Below are 21,470 nucleotides of genomic sequence, written 5' to 3'. Positions count from 1 at the left end.
ATTTACTATAATATATAATAAATTATGGAAATTATAAGTATAGTATTAAATTTTGAATATTTTTTATGATTATCCGAAAACTAATTATATATATGTTATTGAAGGGAGTAAACTGTATGAATATAAGAGAGTCACTATTAGAGTTTATGAATGAACAGGCATATAAACCTATGTCAGTTCATGAACTAGCAAAAATATTTAGTGTACCTAGAGATGAAATGAAAGAATTTGAAAAGATAATTAAGTATATGGAAAAGGATGGACTCATAGTTAGAACAAGAACTGATCACTTTGGAGTACCAGCAAGAATGGGATTAGTTTTAGGGAAATTACAAGGGCATCAAAAGGGGTATGGTTTTGTTATACCAGAAGAAGTAGCATCTGATGTATTTATACCTATATCAAACATGAATGGTGCAATGCATGGGGATAGAGTTATTGCTAAGGTTACTAAAGAAGAGAACAATGGAAAGAGAAGAGAAGGAGAAATATTACGAATAATTGAAAGAGGCAATAAGACTGTAATAGGTACTTATGAAGATAGCAGGAATTTTGGTTTTGTAGTGCCTGATGATAAAAGAATATATCAAGATATTTTTATTCCAAAAGCTGAAAGAAATGGAGCAAAAACTGGTCAAATAGTTATAGTGGAAATAACAGAATGGCCAGATAAAAGAAGGAATCCAGAAGGAAGAATAACTGAAATTCTTGGAAATAAAGGTGAAAAGGGAATTGATATTTTAACTATAATCAAAAAATATGCACTTCCAGAAGAGTTTCCAGAAAAGGTTGAAAGTTATGCTAATAATATACCAGAAGATATACCAGAAGATGAGTATGCTAGAAGAAGAGATTTAAGAAATATAAAGATGGTGACTATTGATGGAGAAGATGCAAAGGACTTAGATGATGCTGTATCAATTGAAGTACTTCCTAATGGCAATTTCAAATTAGGTGTACATATTGCCGATGTTTCAAATTATGTAAAAGAAAAGAATCCTTTGGATAAAGAAGCGTATAAGAGAGCTACTTCTGTGTATTTAATTGATAGAGTTATACCTATGCTTCCAAGAAAGTTATCTAATGGTATATGCAGCTTAAATCCAAGAGTGGATAGACTTGCTCTTACTTGTTTTATGGAGATAGATAGATCAGGTAAAGTGCTTGATCATGAAATAGTTGAAAGTGTAATAAAGACCAGTGAAAGAATGACTTATACAGATGTAACTAAGATTCTTAAAGATAAAGATGAAGACTTAATAAAAAGATATGATTACTTATATGAAGACTTTAAAGCTATGCAGGAACTCTGTGAAATTCTCAATAAGAAGAGGATGCAGAGAGGAGCAATTGACTTTGAATTTGAAGAAAGCAAGATAATTTTGGATGAAAAGGGAAGGCCTGTAGAAATTAAACCTTATGAGAGAGAAATAGCAAATAGAATGATAGAGGAATTTATGCTTGTTTGTAATGAAACAATAGCTGAGCATATGTTCTGGGCTAACTTGCCTTTTGTGTATAGAATTCATGAAGATCCTGATGAGGAAAAGTTAAATATTTTTCATGAATTTGTATATAATCTTGGATATGTTGTTAAGTGGAGCAAGGAGGTACACCCTAAAGCACTACAGGAAGCTTTAGAAAAGGTTAAAGGGAAAAAGGAAGAGACAGTAGTAAGCACTTTACTTCTAAGGTCATTAAAACAGGCTAAGTATTCACCTGAATGTGTTGGACACTTTGGACTTGCAGCTAGGTATTATTGTCACTTTACATCACCAATAAGAAGATACCCAGACCTTATAATTCATAGAATTATAAAAGAATATATAAATGGACAAATTGATGAAAATAGATCAGCTAAACTAACAAAGGAAGTTGAAAAGGCATCAAAGCAATCATCAGAAATGGAAAGAGTAGCTCAAGATGCTGAAAGAGAAGTAGATGATTTAAAGAAAGCTGAATATATGAGTGAAAGAATTGGCCAGGAATTTGAAGGAATAATATCTTCAGTAACTAGCTTTGGATTCTTTGTAGAACTTCCTAATACTATAGAAGGCCTTGTGCATATAAGTGCTCTTGATGACGACTATTACGTATATGACGAAAAACGGTTAAGTCTGATAGGGGAAAGAACTAAAAATGTGTATAGGTTGGGCGATGAAATTAAAATTAAAGTAATAAAAGTAGATATAGATTTAAGGGAAATATTCTTTGCTATTATAAAAGAAAATGAAGATGAGGCAGAAGATAACGATAATGAAATAAGTATAACCGAACCTGTTAAAAGAAGAAATGATTATCCAATAGTTTCTATAGAAGAGTTTGAAAATGAATCCAAACTTGATTTAGATGAAAATATGGATTAACTTGTATTTTGTGTAGATAAGAAGAGATACTGCTTTAATACTAAGAAAGTAGGGCTATAAAAGAGCTTGCTGAAATGTATTATTTGCATTGCAAAAGTATTCAAAGGATTAATTCAAAAATAAAAAAATAATATTAGATGCGCCATAAGCAAAATGCTGAAGGGCGCATTTTTGTTTCAGAATCAGGATGTTGATTGAAAAAATATTTAATTGTGCATGCAGAATAAAGCTTTCAATCAATATGGTATCTGAGTAGTTAAACATGGCCAAAGAATACGGAACAAAATCACTAATATAATTAGTTAACACTTTTACTAAATAGAGCAAGTTTTGACAATATTGGGAATTTGTTTTATTATAAAATTAGTATTATTGTAAGTATTATTACAATATAATTAATTAAAACGATTAATAAATATAGGAGGGAGTGTTTGGTGGAATTTATAATGGTATAGCAAAATGATTTTAGAATGAGACAAAGTTTTATAAATGGGGAATTTAATATAAAAGGGGGCAAAAAATCTATGGAGAACTCCAAAACAAGTTTAAAAAGTAAACTCATGTATGGATGTGGCGACATTTTTGGAGGAGGGGCATTTTTACTTATAAGTCTTCTATTCCTAAATTATCTTACAGATGTAGAACTTATGGCTCCGGCAGCAGCTGGAGTAATAATAATGATAGGAAAGGCTATAGATGCAGTATGGGATCCCATAATGGGAAGTATATCTGATAGAACTAAATCTAAGTTTGGAAGAAGAAGACTATACTTTTTACTAGGAATAATTCCAATTTTCATATCTTTTACTTTAATATGGTATTCTTTTGGTATCAAATCAAAAATTGCTTTGTTTGCATATTACCTTATAGTATATGTATTATTTAATATGGTGTTTTCTATGGTTATGATACCTTATAACTCAATATTGCCGGAAATGACTAAGGATTATAAAGAAAGAACCTCTTTTACAGGGATAAGAATGATTTTCTCTGTTACATCTGCTATTGCAGCAGGAGTATTGCCAAAGATATTAATTAAAAGCCTAGGTGGTACTAATATAAAACTGGGTTATCTAATTATGGCATTAATATTTTCAGCTTTATATGCTATTCCTTGGCTTATAGTTTTCTTGGGAACTTGGGAGAATCATTCCAGTGGCAGCTTAGAGTTAAAAGAGCGGAATATCTTTAATGAATTAAAATCAGTATTTAATAATAAATGTTTTAAAATTCATGCTGGAATGTTTTTGAGTGGACAAGCCGCTGTGGATTTTTTAACTACATTATTTATTTACTATCTAACTGTATGTTTAAATCGAGCAAATGAATTTTCTATGGTATTAGGTACATTACTAATAGCTCAATTAATTTCAATGCCTATACATACTAAAATATCACAAAAGAATACAAAAACAGCACCGCTTAAATTTGGCTTTTCGGTGTGGATATTAGCACTTATATCCTCCATATTCTTAACGCCACAATCACCTGCTTTTTTAATATATATTATATCAGGAATTTGCGGTCTTGGAACTTCAGCTGCAGTTTTAGTTCCTTGGTCTATACTCCCTGAAGTGGCAGATGTAGATGAAATGATAACCTCCAAGAGAAGAGAAGGTATATATTCCGGTATGGCCACCTTCTTAAGGAAAATGGCCAATGGTTTAGCTATTGGACTTATAGGCTTGCTACTTCAATGGATTGGATATGTTAAGCCACAGGAGATAGGAGAGGCTGCTGTACAAAGTAGCTTAACTATTTATGGAATAAAGTGTTTATTTGGGATAGTTCCAATTTTATTCATACTGATTGCAATTCGCTTTGCAAAAAAATATTGTATTACAGAAGAAAAATATGCAGTTCTTATGAAGGAAATCGATAGAAGGAAAAATAACGGAGAGGCAAAGGGGGTGGATGAAAATACAAGAAAAGTATGCGAAGAATTAACTGGGCATAGCTATGAAAAGCTTTGGAATTCTGTTAATAGCGAAAGTAGAATAAATGGAGTAACTTTGGGGGGCTAATTTTATGGAGTTAATGAATAAAGATAATGGATTTTACATTTTATTAAAAGGGGAAAAAATAATTGAGCACACCAAGGGGAATCCTTTCATCTTTTTAGGAGAAGGACATGCTGATTATAGTATGAAAAGGGGCTCTTTCAAGATAAAAGAAAAAATAAAAGACAAGAAACCTATGTATATATCATCTTTATATAAAGTAGCAGATGGCTACAAAATAAATATGATTTCAAAAAATGAGGAAATAAACTTAGAAGTTTATATAAAAGATAAAGAAGATATTATAGAAATTGATTTCATGTGTCCATATGAAGAAATTAATAGAATGTGGATTAACCTTTGTGCTGTAGATGGAGAGCATACATATGGATGTGGCGAAACCTTTACTCATTTTGATTTAAAGGGAGAAAAGGTAAGGATTTGGGTTGCAGAACATCAAAGCTTGAATAGACTTTTGAAGAAGGCTGTAGGAAGAAAAATTTTAAATAGAAAACCTCAGCATATGATGAGTTTTCATAAATATGAAACCTATTATTCACAGCCAACCTTTGTGTCAAGCAGAAGGTATTTTGTTCATGTGGATTCCAGCGCATACATGGACTTTGATTTTACAGAAAGTAATAAACATACTCTTTTTGTTAGGGAAATACCTAAGAAAATCATAATAGGAAAAAATGATAAGTTTGATGAGCTTATGGAGAATTTGTCCTCTTTACTAGGTAGACAACCGGAACTACCTGAATGGGTTTATAACGGTGCAATTCTTGGAATTCAAGGAGGCACTAAGGTTATGATGAATAAGGTTGATAAAGCCCTTGAAAAAGGTATGAAGGTAAGTGCGGTATGGTGTCAGGATTGGGAAGGCAGAAGAATAACAAAGTTTGGAAAGCAATTGATGTGGGACTGGAAGTGGGACACTGAATTATACCCTGAGCTAGACAAAGCAATAAAGCAGCTAGGTGAAGGAAATATTAAATTCATGGGGTATATCAATCCTTTTCTAGCCATAGAAGGTGAATTATATAAAGAGGCTACAGCAAAAGGATATACCATAAAGGATAAAGAGGGAAAGGACTATATGGTGAAAATAACAACCTTCCCGGCTGCTATGGTTGATTTGACAAATCCAAAAGCTTTTGAATGGATAAAAGGAATAATAAAAAAGAATATGATTGAGCTTGGCGTGGCTGGATGGATGGCGGATTTTGGAGAGTACCTTCCTGTGGATGCTGTGTTGTTTAGTAAAGAACATGGGGAAAAAATTCACAACACTTGGCCGGCACTATGGGCAAAGGCAAATAGAGAGGCAATTGAGGAAGCAGGAAAGCTTGGAGAAATACTGTTTTTTACAAGAGCAGGGCACACTGAAACTATTAAATATTCAACGCTTATGTGGGCAGGAGATCAATACGTAGATTGGAGTTATGATGATGGATTACCTTCTGTAATTCCAGCTTCACTTTCACTAGCTATGAGTGGATTTGGATTGTGTCACAGCGATATAGGCGGGTACACTACCCTGTTTGGTTTGAAAAGAAGCAGGGAACTATTTATGAGATGGGCAGAACTAGCTGCATTTTCTCCAATTATGAGAAATCATGAAGGTAACAAGCCAGAGATAAATGTTCAATTTGACCATGACGAAGAAGTTCTTTTACATTACAGCAGAATGAGTAATATTTATTCAAAGCTTTCGCATTATATTAGAGCTATAGTTAAGGAAAATGCAGATAAAGGTATTCCAGTTATGAGGCCAATCTTCATGTATTATGATGAAGAAGAGGCCTATAATGAAAAGTATCAATATATGTTAGGTAGGGATTTACTTGTTGCTCCTGTTTGTGAGGAAGGAAAAACCGACTGGGAGATATATTTGCCAAAAGATAAATGGATACATCTTTGGACTGGTGAAGAATATCCTGGAGGAAAGATAACAATTGATGCGCCATTGGGTTACCCACCAGTTTTTTATAGAAAGAGTTCACAATATGAAGAACTTTTTAGAAACATAATTTGAAAAACTTAAGTTATATATATTAGGGAGGCTATTTAAAGCTTCCCTAAATATTACTCGAATTTTTTGATTGTAATACATTTCTAAATGGATTTGTTTTGTATTTTGTTTTCATACATTTTTTCGTAATAATTTTTATATTCACCAGCCGTAATAGTATCTATCCATTGTTCATTGTCTAAGTACCATTTAATAGTCTTTTTAATGCCATCCTCAAAACAGGTTTCAGGATACCAGCCTAGCTCTTTTTTAATCTTGGCAGGATCTATTGCATATCTTCTATCGTGCCCTTTTCTATCTTTTACATAGCTTATTAAGCTCTCATTTATATTAGAATCAAAGTTCTCATTTAAATATTTTATAACAGTTTTTACAATATCAATATTTGTTTTTTCATTGTGTCCGCCTATGTTATAAATCTCGCCTGCTTTTCCTTTCTTTATTACTAGGTCTATTGCTTTACAATGATCTTCTACATATAACCAATCTCTTATATTTAGTCCATCACCATATACAGGCAAGCTTTTATGTTTAATGCAATTATTTATTAGAAGTGGTATTAATTTTTCTGGAAATTGATATGGTCCATAGTTATTAGAACATCTTGTTATATTTATTGGCATATTGTAAGTATCGTTAAATGCCTTTACCATTAAATCTGAGCTGGCTTTGCTTGCAGAATAAGGACTTCTTGGATCTAACGGAGTAGTCTCTATGAAGTATCCGCTATTCCCTAAGGAGCCATATACTTCATCAGTTGATACGTGTAAGAATTTAACTCCATCTTTAAAGCCGTCCCGCGTTTGCCAAGATTCTTTTGCACAATTTAAAAGATTTAATGTGCCTATAACATTAGTTTCTGCAAAAACTTCTGGACAGGTTATGCTTCTATCTACATGTGTTTCAGCGGCAAAATTTACTACAAAATTTATTTCATATTTTTGAAAAACATCTTCTACTAATTTTTTATCACAGGTATCTCCTTGGATAAATATATATCTTTCGTCCTGTTGTATTTCTTTTAGATTTTCTAAATTACCTGCGTAAGTTAATTTGTCAAAATTAATAATTTTAATATCCTGGTATTTTTTTAGCATATACATTATGAAGTTAGAACCGATAAATCCAGCTCCCCCAGTAACTAAATAAGTTTTCATTATATTAGTATCTCCTTTCAATTTTAGCGTATTTTATATATTTAAAAATTATCCGGATAAATTTTTATATTTTATAAAAGTTATATATATGGTGAAGGTTAGAGTATAAAAAGTTAATTATAATTTTCTGCAGATAAACAATCCTGCATACTTAGAAACTTTAAATTTACCTGTCTTTTCAACCCTTGCTTTAACATACTTTTCAAATTCGTCATATCTTCCTTTTAATATTTCATGCTGATTTCCATGGCAAGATAATATATAATCCAATAAGGGCTTATATTCATCAATAATCAAGTAATCCTCATAAATGTATTTTTTTATATCAGAAAAATAATAATTTAATTGTTCTTCTCCATTTTCTAGTCCAAAAAGTTCTTCCAAATGTACTTCTGATAAAGCTATTTTGCTATTAAAGCTTTTTGTTAGCTTTTCGATTTCTTTCATATGCTTTAATCCATAAGTACTGCAGTAAAAAAGCCCATCTTTTTTCAAAACTCTTCTTATTTCTGAAAATGCTTTTTTCTTATCTTTAACATAAAAAATCATATGATTTGCAATTACTTTATCAAAGCTCTCATTTTCATAAGGTAATTTAACACAATCTGCAATATGAAATTCAAAATTATCCTTTAGATTTTTTAAATTTACTCTTGCATCATTTATCATTCCAGAAGAAATATCAGTTAAAATTACTTCTGATTCTTTAGGGATTTTATCCTCATTATTTTTCCACAGCTGACCTTCACCGCAGCCTATTTCAAGTACTTTCTCGTTAGATGAAAGATTTATTTTGTCAAATAACCAGTTAAACCACCCGTATTTATTTACACTAAACTTACTGTGAAGATTTATTCTTACCTTTAAATTTCTGGAATCTTTATATTGAGCAGCTAGATCCTTTTCCATATTTGTAACATGGATTATATCAACTAACTTGCTCCAATCCGTTTCATCTTCTTCAATGACTCTTTTGGCTTCAATAATAGACCTTTCTATGAGCTTCAGGTGCTTCATTTTATTTCTAACTATCTCGAGCTGAAGTTCTAAAGAGTTCTTTAAACAATCACATTCTTTATTCTGTGTTAAAACCATAGAAGCTATATCTTCTAAAGAGAACCCTAAATATTTTAAAGTTAGTATTACTTGAAGTTTTGCAAAATCCTCATCTGTATATAATCTATAGCCAGTCTTGCTTATACTAGAGGGCTTTAGCAGACCCTTAATATCATAAAATCTTATAGTTCTAATAGTTGTGCCTGCTTTTTTAGCAAATTGTCCTGCTGTATAAAATCTTTTATTTTCCATAATTTATCACCCAACTTCATTATAAATGATTACCTTAGGTAACGGTCAATAGTGCAATTTAAAAACTTAATAATAAAATCAATTGAGACTACTACTAAAATTGACTTATGCCATAATATGTACTATAATAAAGCATTGATATTAGTTTAAAGGTGGAGTTTTTCATGGCAAAGGAAAATAAGAATAAAACTCTTGCAGATAATAGAAAAGCATGGCATGACTACTTTATTGAAGAAACCTACGAGGCAGGAATTGAACTTGTAGGAACTGAAGTAAAATCTATTAGAGCTGGCAGGGCAAATCTAAAGGATAGCTATGCTGAAGTTAGAAATGGCGAAGTGTATGTTAGAAATATGCATGTTAGTCCATATGAAAAAGGTAATATATTCAACAAAGATCCACTTAGAGATAGAAGGCTTTTGCTTCACAGAGAAGAAATAATGAAACTTACTGGATATATAGCCCAAAAGGGATATACATTAGTGCCACTTTCCCTTTATTTAAAAAATGGAAGAGTAAAGGTTGCTTTGGGTGTAGCAAAAGGTAAAAAAGACTACGATAAGAGAGATGCAATGCTAGAAAAAGCTGCTAGACGAGATATGGACAGAGAAATGAAGGAAAAATATCGTTAATGAATAAAAAAATTTAAAAATGTCTTGATTTTTAGATTTAAATGTTATATTATGATTATGTAGTAAAAACACGAACGAAAATTGATAAAATTAAATAAATGTTCACTTCGTATATGCTTGAAAATATGGTTCAAGCGTTTCTACCGGGTTGCCGTAAATTACCTGACTACGAATGTTTAATTACTTATAGTAATTTTTCTAATTATTATGTAATTTTACATTCCTGAGCGGTAAATGTTCAGGAATTTTTGTTTTTTATACCATTATCATTGAAATAAATGTACAAGCTTTCTTGTATATTATTGAGAAATGAAAGTGTTATACAAAAACTGCGAAGTGCATGCAAGTTTTTGTATAGCACTTTTTTATTTTAATTTTGAAAGGATGTAAGTAATGAAACTTTTAAAGGAAAAGATTCTAAGCGAAGGAAGAGTAAAGCCTCATAATATATTAAAAGTTGATAGCTTTTTAAATCATCAAATAGATGTAGAGCTAATGAATGAAATTGGAAAAGAGTTTAAGACAAGATTTAATGATAAAGAAGTAAATAAGATATTGACCATTGAAGCCTCAGGTATAGCTGTTGCAAGTATAACAGCTCAATATTTTGATAATTCAAAAGTAGTATTTGGTAAGAAAACAGAGTCCTTAAACTTAGATGATGACATATATAAAACTGAAATTCATTCCTTTACTAAGAATAAAAATTATAATGTTATGGTTTCAAAGAGATTTATAAATAATGGGGATAAAGTTCTTATATTAGATGACTTTCTAGCTAATGGCTGTGCAGCATTAGGTCTAATAGATATTGTAAAGCAGGCGAAAGCAGAGGTAGTAGGAGTTGGAATTGTAATAGAAAAGGGCTTTCAACCTGGAAGAGCAGAAATAGAAAAGTTCGGTATAAAAGTAGAGTCACTAGCTATTATTGATAAAATGGATGACAATAAAGTTTGGTTTAAATAGAGCTGAGCTAAAGAGCTATAAAGCTTTATGAAATATAAAATAAAAGATTTTAGAGTTAAGGGGGACAATAAATTTATGAAAAAGTTATTTAAATTAGTTGTTGCAGCTACAGTTACAGCTTCTCTAGTATTAACAGGTTGTACTGCTAAAGAAAGTGCAAGCGCAAATGCAAGTAGTGGTAAGCAGTCAAAGGTTAAGGTTGGATTCTTATATGTAGGACCAATTGGTGATGGAGGATTTACATATTCTCATGATCAAGGAAGATTATATCTAGAAAAAGAACTTAAAGTTGAAACTATTTATAAGGAATCAGTAAAAGAAGATAAAGCAGAAGTAGAAAAAGTAGTTGAAGATATGATAGAGCAAGGAGCTAACGTAATTGTAGGTACAAGCTTTGGCTTCCAAGAAGGATTGTTATCAGAAGCTGAAAAGCATAAAGATGTTAAGTTCTTACACTGCTCAGGATATGAAACTTCAGAAAATATGAGTCAATTCTTTGGTAAGATTCATGAAATGATGTATCTAAATGGTATAGTTGCTGGACTTAAGACAAAGACAAATACTTTAGGATTTGTTGGTGCATTCCCAATACCAGAAGTAATAAGAAATATTGATGCATTTACACTAGGTGCAAAGTCAGTTAACCCAAATGTTAAAGTTAAAGTAAATTGGACAAACACTTGGTACGATCCAGCTAAGGAAAAGGATGCTGCATTAGCATTAATTGATGGTGGAGCTGATGTGATAGCTCAACACCAAGATACAGCAGGCCCACAACAAGCAGCTGAGTCTAAAGGAGTATTTTCTATAGGATATAATACTGATATGAGCAAAACTGCTCCAAAAGCAAATATGACTTCTGCAGTTTGGAACTGGGGTCCATATTATGTTAAGCAAGTTAAAGCAATTATGGATGGAAGCTTTAAGTCAGAAAAGTATTGGGGTGGAGTTTCAGATGGTATTGTAGATATTGCTCCACTAACTTCACTAGCTCCAGCTGATGCAAAGGATAAAGTTGAAAAGGCTAAAGAGGATATTAAATCAGGAAAGAACAAAATATTTGTAGGACCAATTAAGGACCAAAAAGGAACTGTTAAGGTTGAAAGCGGAAAGACAATGACAGATGATGAAATTTGGAATATAAACTGGTTTGTAGAGGGTGTAGACGGAACTATACCAGCTAAATAGGTTCTATTATAAATGATAAAACCATGGAACTGAGGCTTATGGCTTCAGTTCCAGCTTATATTTTGGAGGGAAAAATGGAAAATAAAACTCCTTTAATGAAGTTGGAAAATATAAATAAAGTCTTTGGTAAGGTAGCAGCAAGCAAGGATGTAAACTTATCAATTCATGCTGGAGAAATTCATGCACTGCTTGGTGAAAATGGTGCAGGAAAGAGTACGCTTATTAACATTATATCTGGGGTTTATACACCTGATAGTGGAATTATAAAATATGAAGATAGAGAAGTTAAGTTTACTTCTCCAAAGGATTCAATTAAATATGGAATAGGAACTATATATCAGCATTTCAAATTAGTAGATGCTATGACAGCAAGAGAAAATATAACTCTTGGTCAAAAGAACGGTTTTTTTAAAAGTGGAAAAAAGTTTGAAGAAGATATCAAATTAATATGCGAAAAATATGGCCTAGAATTGGATTTAAATAAATATGTAAGTGATATGTCGGTAGGAGAAAAGCAAAACCTTGAGATATTAAAGGTATTATATAGAGGAGCAAAGGTTCTAATACTTGATGAACCTACTACTGTTTTTACTCCACAGGAAACTAAAAGACTCTTTAAGATAATGTTAAAAATGAAAGAACAGGGCTGTGCAGTAATATTTATTTCTCATAAGATGGACGAAGTTATGGAAATATGTGATAAAGTAACCATCTTAAGAAAAGGGGAAACTGTTAAAACTTTAAATATTAAAGACACAACGCAGGATGAACTTATAGAGCTTATGGTTGGAAGAGCAGTAGATTTGACTATAGAAAAAGTTGAATCAAAAATCGGAAAAGAGCTGCTTACTGTAAAGAATATAAGCGTTTTAAATGAAGATGGCTCTGAAGCAGTAAAAAATGTTTCCTTTAAGATTAGAGAAGGTGAAATCTTGGGGGTAGCAGGTATTGCAGGCTCAGGTCAAAAGGAATTATGCGAGGCAATTGCAGGGGTTTCTAGTGTAAAGGCTGGAGAAATAGTTTTTTTAGGGGAAAATATTGAAGGAAAAAATCCTAGAGAAATTATTAAAAGAGGAATAAGCATGAGTTTTATTCCTGAGGATAGATTAGGAATGGGATTAGTTGGATCTATGGATATGGTAGATAATCTGCTTTTAAAGTCCTATCATCTTCAAAAAGGCATGATTATAGATAGAAAGCCATTAATTGAAAAAGCTAAGGAACTGAAAAAAGCTCTTGAGATTAAAACACCTAGTATAACTTATCCTATTAAATATCTATCAGGTGGAAATATACAAAAAATACTACTTGGAAGAGAGCTTAGTCTTAAGCCAAAGCTTCTCGTTATGGCTTATCCTGTAAGAGGACTAGATATAAATACTTGTTTTACAGTTTATAATTTGGTTAATGAAGCTAAAAAAAGTGGTACAGCAGTGCTATTTATAGGTGAAGACTTAGATGTTCTAATGCAGCTTTGCGATAGAATCATGGTAATGTGCGATGGGAGCATTAGCGGAACTATAGGAGCAGACAAGGCTACAAGAGAAGTACTAGGTAGAATGATGGTTGGTTCAAAGGTACAGATAGAGGAGGAATAGGCTTTGATTAGACTTATAAAAAGAGAAGAGATAAGTAAAATGAACAGCATTAAAGTAAGAGTTATAGCTGTAATTCTTGCATTAGTTGCTGCAGGTATATTCCTGGCCTTAATGAACTTTGATCCTATGAAGGCTTTTACGGGAATGTTAAAGGGATCCTTTGGGTCCCCATATAGAATAAGACAAACTATTATAAGAGCAATACCTTTACTAATAACAGCAGTAGGTATATCTGTTGCATTTAAAATGCAGTTCTGGAATATAGGCGGTGATGGTCAAATTTTTATGGGAGCTTTTGGTGCAGCACTTGTGGCATTAAATCTTTCATCACTTCCTAAACCAGTATTACTGCTGCTTATGGCTATATCAGCGATGTTCTTTGGAGCACTATGGGGGGCTATAGCTGGTGTTATTAAAGTATACTTTAATACAAATGAAACTATAATTACACTTATGCTTAATTATATAGCTCTTAAATTTATTACCTTTTTGCAATACGACTTTTGGAGAGACAAGAAGGCTATGAACTTTCCTAAGATAGCTAATTTTTCAAAGCAAGCTATTCTTCCGAAATTATTTAATGTGCATATAGGTTGGATTATAGCTCTTATTATTGTAATTGTATTTTATATAATAATGAAGAGAAGTAAACTTGGTTATGAAATTGCTGTACTTGGAGAAAGTAAAAATACAGCAAGGTATGCCGGAATAAATATAAATAGGACAACCTTGATAGCTATATGCTTAAGTGGAGCGCTCTGTGGACTTACTGGCTTCATTCAAGCTTCAGCTGTATCACAAACCTTATCTGTTGAGGTAACTGGGGGAGTGGGGTATACAGCAATAATTGTAGCTTGGTTATCTAACCTTAATCCTATAATTATTTTAATAGTTTCTGTGCTTTTCGCTGGGCTTGTAGAAGGTGGTTCCTATATACAAACAGCCTTTGGAATACCTAACGCAGCAGCTTCAGTAATACAAGCATTAATATTATTCTTTGTACTTGGAAGCGAATTGTTTATAAGATATAAAGTTTCTATAAGGAGGGAGCAATAATGAATATAGAATTATTTCTTCATGCAGCTATAGTGGCAGGAACGCCTCTATTGCTTGCCACCTTAGGAGAGATATTATGTGAAAAGGCAGGGAACCTTAACCTAGGAGTTGAGGGTATGATGCTAATGGGAGCAGTTATGGGCTTTGTAACTGGCTATACTACAAAGAGTCCAGCCTTAGCTTTGATAGTTGCTATGATTGCAGGTGCTTTAGGTGGACTTATATTTGCTATATTAACGGTATCGCTTAGAGCAAACCAAGTAGTAACAGGCCTTACCCTTACTATTTTTGGAACTGGAATATCAAGTCTTTTGGGTCAAAAGGTAGTAGGACAGTCACTGCCTGAGAGTATAAAAATGTTTTTTGCTCCAGTTAAAATACCAGTTTTAGGACACATACCCTTTATAGGTCCTATAATTTTTAATCAAGACATGTTTGTTTACTTATCATATATAATAACAATTGTTATTGGAATATACCTCTATAAAACTAGTGCAGGATTAAATCTTAAAGCAGTTGGAGAAAATCCAGCGGCTGCTGATGCAGTGAGTATTAATGTAAACTTATATAAATATTTAAATATTCTTTTAGGGGGAGCTCTAGCAGGTCTTGGAGGAGCGTATCTATCATTAGTTCATGTTCCTACATGGCAGGAAAATATAACAGCAGGAAGAGGCTGGATTGCAGTTGCTCTAGTTATTTTTGCAGCTTGGAATCCTTATAAAGCAGTTCTAGGCTCATACTTATTTGGTGGCCTTGATATAATAGGCTTTAGAGTAAAGAGTACTTTTATATCTCCATATTTTTTAGGCATGCTTCCGTATCTAGTAACCATAATAATACTTATTATTATATCGGTCAAAAAGTCTAAGAAGAATTCTCCACCAGAGGCCTTGGGAGTAGCCTACTTTAGAGAAGAGAGATAATATATGATTATTGTCTATTTCCAAGGAAATAAGTAGCTTATAGTGTAAAAGTTGAATATATTGATTTTAAATAACTATTGATAATTTGTTTAGTATGATGTATTATAAGTATTGTCAACAAGGCAAAGACATAAAACAAAAACTTAATACGAATTACACAGATTATCGTTGAATATATTATTAATAGATACGAGTTATCTATATCTCATGGGGGCGTATTTGGCTTCGACGGGGGTAAGGCGTATCTGAGAAGCGAGTCGAGGGAACCTGTGGGCCCGCGTTAAAAAACTATAGGATTAAATATAATCGAAAACGATAATTTAGCTTTAGCAGCTTAGTCTGCTACGTCAGCCCGGGAGTACCGCGAACCGGAACCTGGCGTCGATAGCGGTGAAACGAGCCTGAGTAAGCTTTGCCTCAGGAACGGAATTTATGAAGCTACTAAAACCAAAAGCCTGTCCTTAGGCGTTTGGTAGAGGGAATGTTAAACTAAGGAATGCACTCGGAGATGCTCAGGTATTACTGCTTTCGGACAGGGGTTCGACACCCCTCGCCTCCACCATACATAAACTATAATTTTAATACAATGGAAAGCCACTGATTTCAGTGGCTTTCAGTGTTTTTTGGAGATTTTACAGTAGAAATTTTTAATGTTTAAAGCTTAGATTTATAGATTTTTATGTTGGGCATGCACACCCATAGAATTTTTACTGGAGGAGGTGTGCACAATTTAGCGATAATATCTTATGGGAATTGAAAACTGTAATAGTGTAATTTAGACTATAGATATATTTAATAGAAATAAGTAATTTTATGGATGGGAATTATGAAGTGGCTAGATTAACTTTATATTGTATATGAAGAAAATGGTATAATAAAGTATTTGCTAGATAAATAAGAGAATTAAAATTATCAATATGCTTCCGCATGCGCCGCAAGGCGAGGCAAGGAACATAATCGAAAACTCTACGTGGGGAATTAGAAGAAAGTTTGAACAAGGAAAAGTAGTAGTAAATCACAAGAAGTTTTTGGGTTATGATAAAGATGAAGAAGGAAATTTATTAATAGATTTTAAGGATTTCAAATACCCTGTTCAGGGGATAAAACCTTCAATTAAAAGGGAATAAGTCAGTCATAAATAAATATACCTCCATACATTTTTATTGTGTGAAGGTATTATTTCATAAAAACACTAGAAAACAAAAGGTGATGAGTCTTTGACGCATACCACGTCTTAGCCAATAATGGATAACTTTTGGGGATTAATATCTCGTGCCGCACAGTCATTAATGGTCTATCTACTAACATCATGATGACTTGTGTCAATAAATTATATATTACTCTTGATTTCTTCCCCATTTAGATAATTCAGACATCACTGACGAAAGTTCCTTCCCTCTCTCAGTTAATGAATATTCAACTCTTGGGGGAATTACATTGTATTGTGTACGCTTTATTATATTATCTTGCTCTAATTCCTTTAATGATTGCGAAAGCATCATATCCGTAATTCCATCAACTTGACGCTTTAACTCATTATACCTAACAACTTCATTTATCATTAATATTCTAATTATATAAGGTTTCCATTTACCACCTATAATATCTAAGGCCTTTTTTACAGGACACTCCATTCCATTTTTAGAATTACATTCTTTGTTTGAATCTTTCATATAATCACCTCATACTAAAATTTTGTGTATTATCTATATAAAATACTATAAATATCATTTTACTAATTTCATTTGCTATAATCCATACTAATAAAAAACTTAGTTACTATGAAAATACTGCATTCTTGTCATAAGATTATTAATTGCTTAGAATTATAGCATACCCAAACTAATTAATAAAGGAGTGTATATTATGAATACATTAGATTCAATTATCAAAAGAAAAAGCGTTCGTAGTTTTAATAATGAACAAATATCAGAGGAACAATTAGAAAAACTTATTCAGGCTGCAAATGCAGCACCTATAAGTGGTGGTGGACGTGCAGATTCAGCTAGACACATAGCAGTTGTTCAAAATGTTGAAGTTTTAAAAGATTTATCAGATGTAGTTGCAAAACTTGTACCTATACCTAGTCCAAATCCTTTATATGGTACTAAAACTTTAATTGTTTTTTCTGCTCCAAGCAATCAATTCAAAGCTGAACAATTAGATGTAGCTTTATCCGCACAAAATGTATCAATAGCAGCAACAGGTATGGGATTAAATTCTGTAATCATGACAGGTCCTGTATATGCATTTAATGCTAGTGAAGAGTTAAAAAGTAAGTTAAATATTCCTGAAGGTTATACACCTTATATTTCAATAGCAGTTGGAAATACTGACGACACATCTGTTAAAACTAGAGAATTTGATGATACAAATGTTAGTTATATATTATAATTAATGACTATAAAGAACGTGGGGTGACTTAAAATAAATATCAAAGTTATGTATTATTCAAGGACAGGTAACACTAAAAAAATTGCAGAAGCCATAGCATCTGCAGTTAACGTAAAAGCGGAGGCCATAGATAATAAAACCACATTGTCAGAACCAGTTGACCTTTTATTTATTGGCGGCGGAATATATTGGTGGAACATGGATAAAACAGCTAAAAGATTTATTGAAACATTAGACAGCTCAATTGTTAAGAATGCTGTGGTTTTCGGAACAATGGGAGGACTTGATAAAGCAATAAAAGATATGATAAATCTACTGAAAGAAAGAGAGATAAATACTAAAACTGAAAGTTTTTCATCCAAAGGGAAAGCATGGGTTTTTATTAACAAAAACCATCCCAACATAAATGATATTGAAGCAGCTAAAGTATTTGCAAAAAATATTGTAAAATCATTGATTTAAATATATTGCTAAGGGTTCAGCTAGACTATGACAAGTAAAGAAAGAAATACACATTGTTCCAAGATAGAGTGAATACTTGCAGAGAACAGTTGAGTCTTTGAGATGAAAGAGGAGAATATAATGAATTATATTGATAATACAATAAAAGATTTACAACAAATATGTGTGGAATGTAAAAATTATGGAACAGACCAGTGCATTATATCCAAATGTAATATTGGGTTTGCTTTAAGTGTTGCAAATTCAATACAAAAAAATGGAATAACATTCATCAATGATGGTTTGCAACTTATTCCCAAAGAAGATATGAAACATTATGACAATAGAATGGTGGCACGATGTATAGCATCCATATGTAAATCATGTAAGCAGTGTATGAAAGGCCATAATGAAAATTGCACCATTTCATTAGCTAGGAGGTCTATTGAAAGTATAATTTTAAAGGAAATAATTGATTACCCAGGTAACATACTAACATATATTATTAAAGTTGCAGAACAAAATCAGGATTTTGCTAATTTAATTAAGGAAGAAATTCAGCTGCTAGATTAAAGAATTTGCTGATTTCAATATATTTGTGGAGAGATTGTAAAAATTGCTTTAATTAAACCATTAAGACATATATAAAAAAGTTAACCCTATGGGAAGCAGCACTTTAGCTTCTACATCATGAAACCATTGATATCAGTAGTGTTCCCAGTAATTTAAAAAGTGTATCAAATTAGGATTTTTTTTACTATCAATAAAACCTCATTTTTGTTAGAATATTAACGGAAATGGGGTTTTATAATTGAGAAATATTACTTTGCTAAATTAGTAAGATATATGAAGAATTCCTATCATATTGAAAATAGTTTAAACAAATTATCAGATTTTCGTAAAGGGACAAACTACAATAATTGTCTACCATAAGGGGAGCATATCAAAAAGGGGGGCACCTTTTCGCAAAATCTATTTAAACGCTCAATAGTATCACTTAATTGCCCTAACACATTCAGTATGTGATAATATAGTGATGTAAGGGTGTGCACTATGTAGTGGGAAAATATACGGCTTACTCGGTGATTACTGTGTAACCACTTCGGCGATTACGGAGTGAGAGGCAGATTATTTATGTTAATTCAATTTGGGGTTATATAGATTTATTGAAGTTCAGTGACAAGGTAAATAATGGTACAAACTAAGAATAATGGTAACACTATGGTTAAGTCGATGAAAATATTTGTATCTGCTTCGAGAGTTCATAGGCAGCCGGGAGGTCGCTGTCGCTGTGGACCAAAACGCGGCCAATAACAAGTACCGAATTATTTGGGGAAGAAATCTGTGACATTCCCTGTGGAACGTCCCCTTTAAAACTAGGGACGCAGATGAGGTAGTCTCCAGCCTGGGTTCCCGTGGTACGTTTGCCAACATAGGCGAAATTAATGTTTTTTGACGGGTCAGTGAACTGTACGCTGTAATAGCGACCGTCCATCTCAGGCACATGCAAGATTTGTGGTCCTTTACTGAGATCTAACCAGCTGATAGTGATGAGCGTGTCACGGTTCACGCCAGTAGTCATTAGGTGTGAGCCTGATGCAAGCGGATCTGCAAATAGCTCTTGACGTTGCGTATAGAGTGTGTTGAGCGGAATTGGGCCATCGCCGAAGCCTTTTACTAGTATCGCTTTCTTGAATACATTCAAAAGCATACGTGGTAAAAAGTAGGTGACAATGAACCATGAAGCGATCATGGTTGAACCGAAAATCAACAAATGCTTCATTTTTTCACCTCCACAACTGGCGGTACTACATATTCCCCATTAAGAATTGCCTCACTGGGCATATATACGTGCAACCGGAGAACGAATTTACCAGAGGGCGCGGGGCAGCCAGTTGGATTCACAACCTGCAGGAGTGGTATTCTGAATATAAATGTCGATAGAGCTGTCGGCGTTTGGCACGAGTCCTGTCCTATCAGACACGCTATACCGATTAATTGAATTTGCCACAAAGCGATTCTTCACATTCCCCATAGTCAGTGACCAGAACGCATTATTCGGTGGGAGTCCACATGCCGGAAACCTCAAGATGTAGTTGTGCTCTCCAGAGAGGCCACGATTCGCTCCATCTACGGAAGTGACCCAGTACACTCCCTCTTGCGGTATGTTTATTGGGCCAGGAAAGGCCAGGGCACAGGCGGCTCTCAGTAACATACCGTTGCCAGGTACTCCGCATCCAAACATAGTAATCCAACCGCTGATCTTTTTGGCTTTGAGCTTTGCGGTAAGATGGGCTGTGACAATAGCGAGCCCGAAGCCGATGAGAATGCCTTATATCACATCAGTTCTCACAGGTTTTGAATTGTCAAAGAAGAACAAGTGTTTAATAATAACATAACCACAAATCACGCCGATGAAGATATATAGAAAATTATAGACTTTGTTGGTCATATAGTTATTCCCTCCTTTGTAAAATAAATATAGGTTTTAGGCTTCAAAACCAACCTGAACGCTTGTAAAGTGTAATATATTGAGCATTTAATTACAAAGACAAATCAATATCTTAATTACATTATACTACTTTTAATTAATAAGTCGCTAAATTGTATCAAAATCATAGTCAATAGACATTGAAACCCTCGGCGGATTGCCTGGGGTTTTTGCTATTTTTTATTTGTTTAAAATATTAATGAGAAGATTATAATTCAATCATTGATATAGCAGACTACTATTATAGGCTGAGTTGATAGAAAAATTTTATTTTAATGATATAATAACTTATTGGTGTATTTAGCACATATAAGGAGAGAATGATGATAAAGAAAAAAATATCAGAAATATACAAGAATGAAGTAACCACAAAAAAGAATGTATTAGAAGCTATAGATGCTGTGAAGGCTTCAAAGAATACATTAAATGATGAAGATATGCAAAGCTTGTATAATGAAATTTATAACAGTATTGATGAAATGAAGGACAAAGTAAAAGCTAATACAATACTTTATTTGAAAAATCATCTAAAAAGCACCTTGGGTAAATATGTGAAAGACAAAGAAAAAAATAAAACAAGTCATTTTATTGAATTTTTTAAAAAAGCATATCCTCCAAATTCAAGAAGAAAAGATTTTACTTGGGTTCTAATGGATGCTAATAAAATATCTTATGAACAAATTTGGCATACCTTAACTTATATAAATAGTTTGAATTTAAAGGGAAAGAAATTCACAAGTGAAGAAAAAGACGATATTATACCTATGATAGATAAGTTATTAAGTTCTGGTGATAGTAAATATATCAATCAAATAAAGAGTTTTTCAAACCTTCAAAGTGAGCTTAATATCAAAATAGTGGTTGTAGAAAATGAAGACAACATATTAAAAACAAAGAAAATTAAATAATTAT

At 32.6% G+C, this 21,470-nt stretch carries 19 protein-coding genes, 1 other RNA gene and 1 riboswitch; of the genes, 15 read left to right on the top strand and 5 right to left on the bottom strand.

Translation table 11 applies throughout. From position 1 onward, the window contains the following. Positions 1–116 precede the first annotated feature (116 nt). The 3 genes from rnr (at position 117) to bsdE14_RS02230 (ending at position 6,404) form a co-directional block, all read left to right on the top strand. On the top strand, positions 117–2,366 hold the full coding sequence (gene rnr, locus bsdE14_RS02240) for a ribonuclease R (protein ID WP_264848308.1): 2,250 nt from the start codon (positions 117–119) through the stop codon (positions 2,364–2,366). Between the two features lie 524 nt (positions 2,367–2,890). After that, positions 2,891–4,390, top strand: coding sequence for an MFS transporter (locus tag bsdE14_RS02235; protein ID WP_264848307.1), 1,500 nt, complete (start codon positions 2,891–2,893; stop codon positions 4,388–4,390). Between the two features lie 4 nt (positions 4,391–4,394). Beyond that, the gene (locus bsdE14_RS02230; RefSeq protein ID WP_264848306.1) at positions 4,395–6,404 is read left to right on the top strand and encodes an alpha-glucosidase; all 2,010 of its coding nucleotides are present in this window, start codon (positions 4,395–4,397) and stop codon (positions 6,402–6,404) included. 80 nt (positions 6,405–6,484) lie between these two features. On the opposite strand, the gene rfbB is transcribed toward bsdE14_RS02230, so the two are convergent. Continuing rightward, positions 6,485–7,558 (bottom strand): dTDP-glucose 4,6-dehydratase, encoded by a 1,074-nt coding sequence (gene rfbB, locus bsdE14_RS02225; RefSeq protein ID WP_264848305.1) that lies wholly within the window; start codon positions 7,556–7,558, stop codon positions 6,485–6,487. 117 nt (positions 7,559–7,675) lie between these two features. Further along, positions 7,676–8,866 carry a MerR family transcriptional regulator gene (locus tag bsdE14_RS02220; protein WP_264848304.1) on the bottom strand — a complete coding sequence of 397 codons (1,191 nt, stop codon included), beginning with the start codon at positions 8,864–8,866 and terminating at the stop codon, positions 7,676–7,678. A gap of 164 nt (positions 8,867–9,030) precedes the next feature. Here bsdE14_RS02220 and smpB point away from each other — a divergent pair, with 164 nt between their 5' ends. The 8 genes from smpB (at position 9,031) to bsdE14_RS02180 (ending at position 16,359) form a co-directional block, all read left to right on the top strand. Then, complete coding sequence (smpB, locus tag bsdE14_RS02215; protein ID WP_264848303.1) at positions 9,031–9,498, top strand: SsrA-binding protein SmpB; 468 nt, start codon at positions 9,031–9,033, stop codon at positions 9,496–9,498. Positions 9,499–9,585: 87 nt separating this feature from the next. After that, positions 9,586–9,687: riboswitch (purine riboswitch) on the top strand. 204 nt (positions 9,688–9,891) lie between these two features. Beyond that, the gene (locus bsdE14_RS02210; RefSeq protein ID WP_264848302.1) at positions 9,892–10,464 is read left to right on the top strand and encodes a xanthine phosphoribosyltransferase; all 573 of its coding nucleotides are present in this window, start codon (positions 9,892–9,894) and stop codon (positions 10,462–10,464) included. Positions 10,465–10,539: 75 nt separating this feature from the next. Further along, positions 10,540–11,652: a BMP family ABC transporter substrate-binding protein gene (locus bsdE14_RS02205; RefSeq protein WP_264848301.1), complete on the top strand. Its 1,113-nt coding sequence runs from the start codon at positions 10,540–10,542 to the stop codon at positions 11,650–11,652. A 74-nt stretch (positions 11,653–11,726) separates the two neighbouring features. After that, on the top strand, positions 11,727–13,250 hold the full coding sequence (locus bsdE14_RS02200) for an ABC transporter ATP-binding protein (protein ID WP_264848300.1): 1,524 nt from the start codon (positions 11,727–11,729) through the stop codon (positions 13,248–13,250). Positions 13,251–13,253: 3 nt separating this feature from the next. Further along, positions 13,254–14,306: an ABC transporter permease gene (locus bsdE14_RS02195; RefSeq protein ID WP_264848298.1), complete on the top strand. Its 1,053-nt coding sequence runs from the start codon at positions 13,254–13,256 to the stop codon at positions 14,304–14,306. Beyond that, positions 14,306–15,232 (top strand): ABC transporter permease, encoded by a 927-nt coding sequence (locus bsdE14_RS02190; RefSeq protein ID WP_264848297.1) that lies wholly within the window; start codon positions 14,306–14,308, stop codon positions 15,230–15,232. Before bsdE14_RS02195 ends, bsdE14_RS02190 begins: the two co-directional genes overlap by 1 nt. Before the next feature lie 209 nt (positions 15,233–15,441). Then, positions 15,442–15,794, top strand: a transfer-messenger RNA (tmRNA) gene (ssrA, locus tag bsdE14_RS02185). A gap of 355 nt (positions 15,795–16,149) precedes the next feature. Then, the gene (locus bsdE14_RS02180; protein WP_264848296.1) at positions 16,150–16,359 is read left to right on the top strand and encodes a recombinase; all 210 of its coding nucleotides are present in this window, start codon (positions 16,150–16,152) and stop codon (positions 16,357–16,359) included. A gap of 210 nt (positions 16,360–16,569) precedes the next feature. Here bsdE14_RS02180 and bsdE14_RS02175 read toward each other — a convergent pair whose 3' ends face one another. Next, a complete protein-coding gene (locus tag bsdE14_RS02175) occupies positions 16,570–16,905 on the bottom strand; it encodes a winged helix-turn-helix transcriptional regulator (protein ID WP_264848295.1) in 336 nt (111 codons plus the stop codon). A 193-nt stretch (positions 16,906–17,098) separates the two neighbouring features. Here bsdE14_RS02175 and bsdE14_RS02170 point away from each other — a divergent pair, with 193 nt between their 5' ends. The 3 genes from bsdE14_RS02170 to bsdE14_RS02160 all read left to right on the top strand — a co-directional run bounded on the left by bsdE14_RS02170 (position 17,099) and on the right by bsdE14_RS02160 (position 18,640). Continuing rightward, positions 17,099–17,626 (top strand): nitroreductase family protein, encoded by a 528-nt coding sequence (locus bsdE14_RS02170; RefSeq protein WP_264848294.1) that lies wholly within the window; start codon positions 17,099–17,101, stop codon positions 17,624–17,626. 48 nt (positions 17,627–17,674) lie between these two features. After that, positions 17,675–18,088: a flavodoxin domain-containing protein gene (locus bsdE14_RS02165; RefSeq protein ID WP_264848293.1), complete on the top strand. Its 414-nt coding sequence runs from the start codon at positions 17,675–17,677 to the stop codon at positions 18,086–18,088. A 120-nt stretch (positions 18,089–18,208) separates the two neighbouring features. Beyond that, entirely contained in the window at positions 18,209–18,640 is a 432-nt protein-coding gene (locus tag bsdE14_RS02160) for a hypothetical protein (RefSeq protein ID WP_264848292.1), read from the top strand. Between the two features lie 652 nt (positions 18,641–19,292). Here the strand turns inward: bsdE14_RS02160 and bsdE14_RS02155 are convergent. Together bsdE14_RS02155 and bsdE14_RS02150 are read right to left on the bottom strand one after the other, a co-directional pair. Continuing rightward, positions 19,293–19,850: a DUF1254 domain-containing protein gene (locus bsdE14_RS02155; protein WP_264848291.1), complete on the bottom strand. Its 558-nt coding sequence runs from the start codon at positions 19,848–19,850 to the stop codon at positions 19,293–19,295. 87 nt (positions 19,851–19,937) lie between these two features. After that, positions 19,938–20,282: a DUF1214 domain-containing protein gene (locus bsdE14_RS02150; RefSeq protein WP_264852204.1), complete on the bottom strand. Its 345-nt coding sequence runs from the start codon at positions 20,280–20,282 to the stop codon at positions 19,938–19,940. A gap of 599 nt (positions 20,283–20,881) precedes the next feature. Between bsdE14_RS02150 and bsdE14_RS02145 the strand changes: the two genes are divergently transcribed. Next, entirely contained in the window at positions 20,882–21,466 is a 585-nt protein-coding gene (locus bsdE14_RS02145; protein ID WP_264848290.1) for a hypothetical protein, read from the top strand. Positions 21,467–21,470: the final 4 nt, after the last annotated feature.

This window comes from Clostridium omnivorum (genome assembly GCF_026012015.1).
Taxonomy (GTDB): Bacteria; Bacillota; Clostridia; order Clostridiales; family Clostridiaceae; genus Clostridium_AX; species Clostridium_AX omnivorum.
The sequence above is the reverse complement of the archived record's forward strand: the minus strand, read 5'-3'. Positions and strand labels throughout refer to the sequence as shown.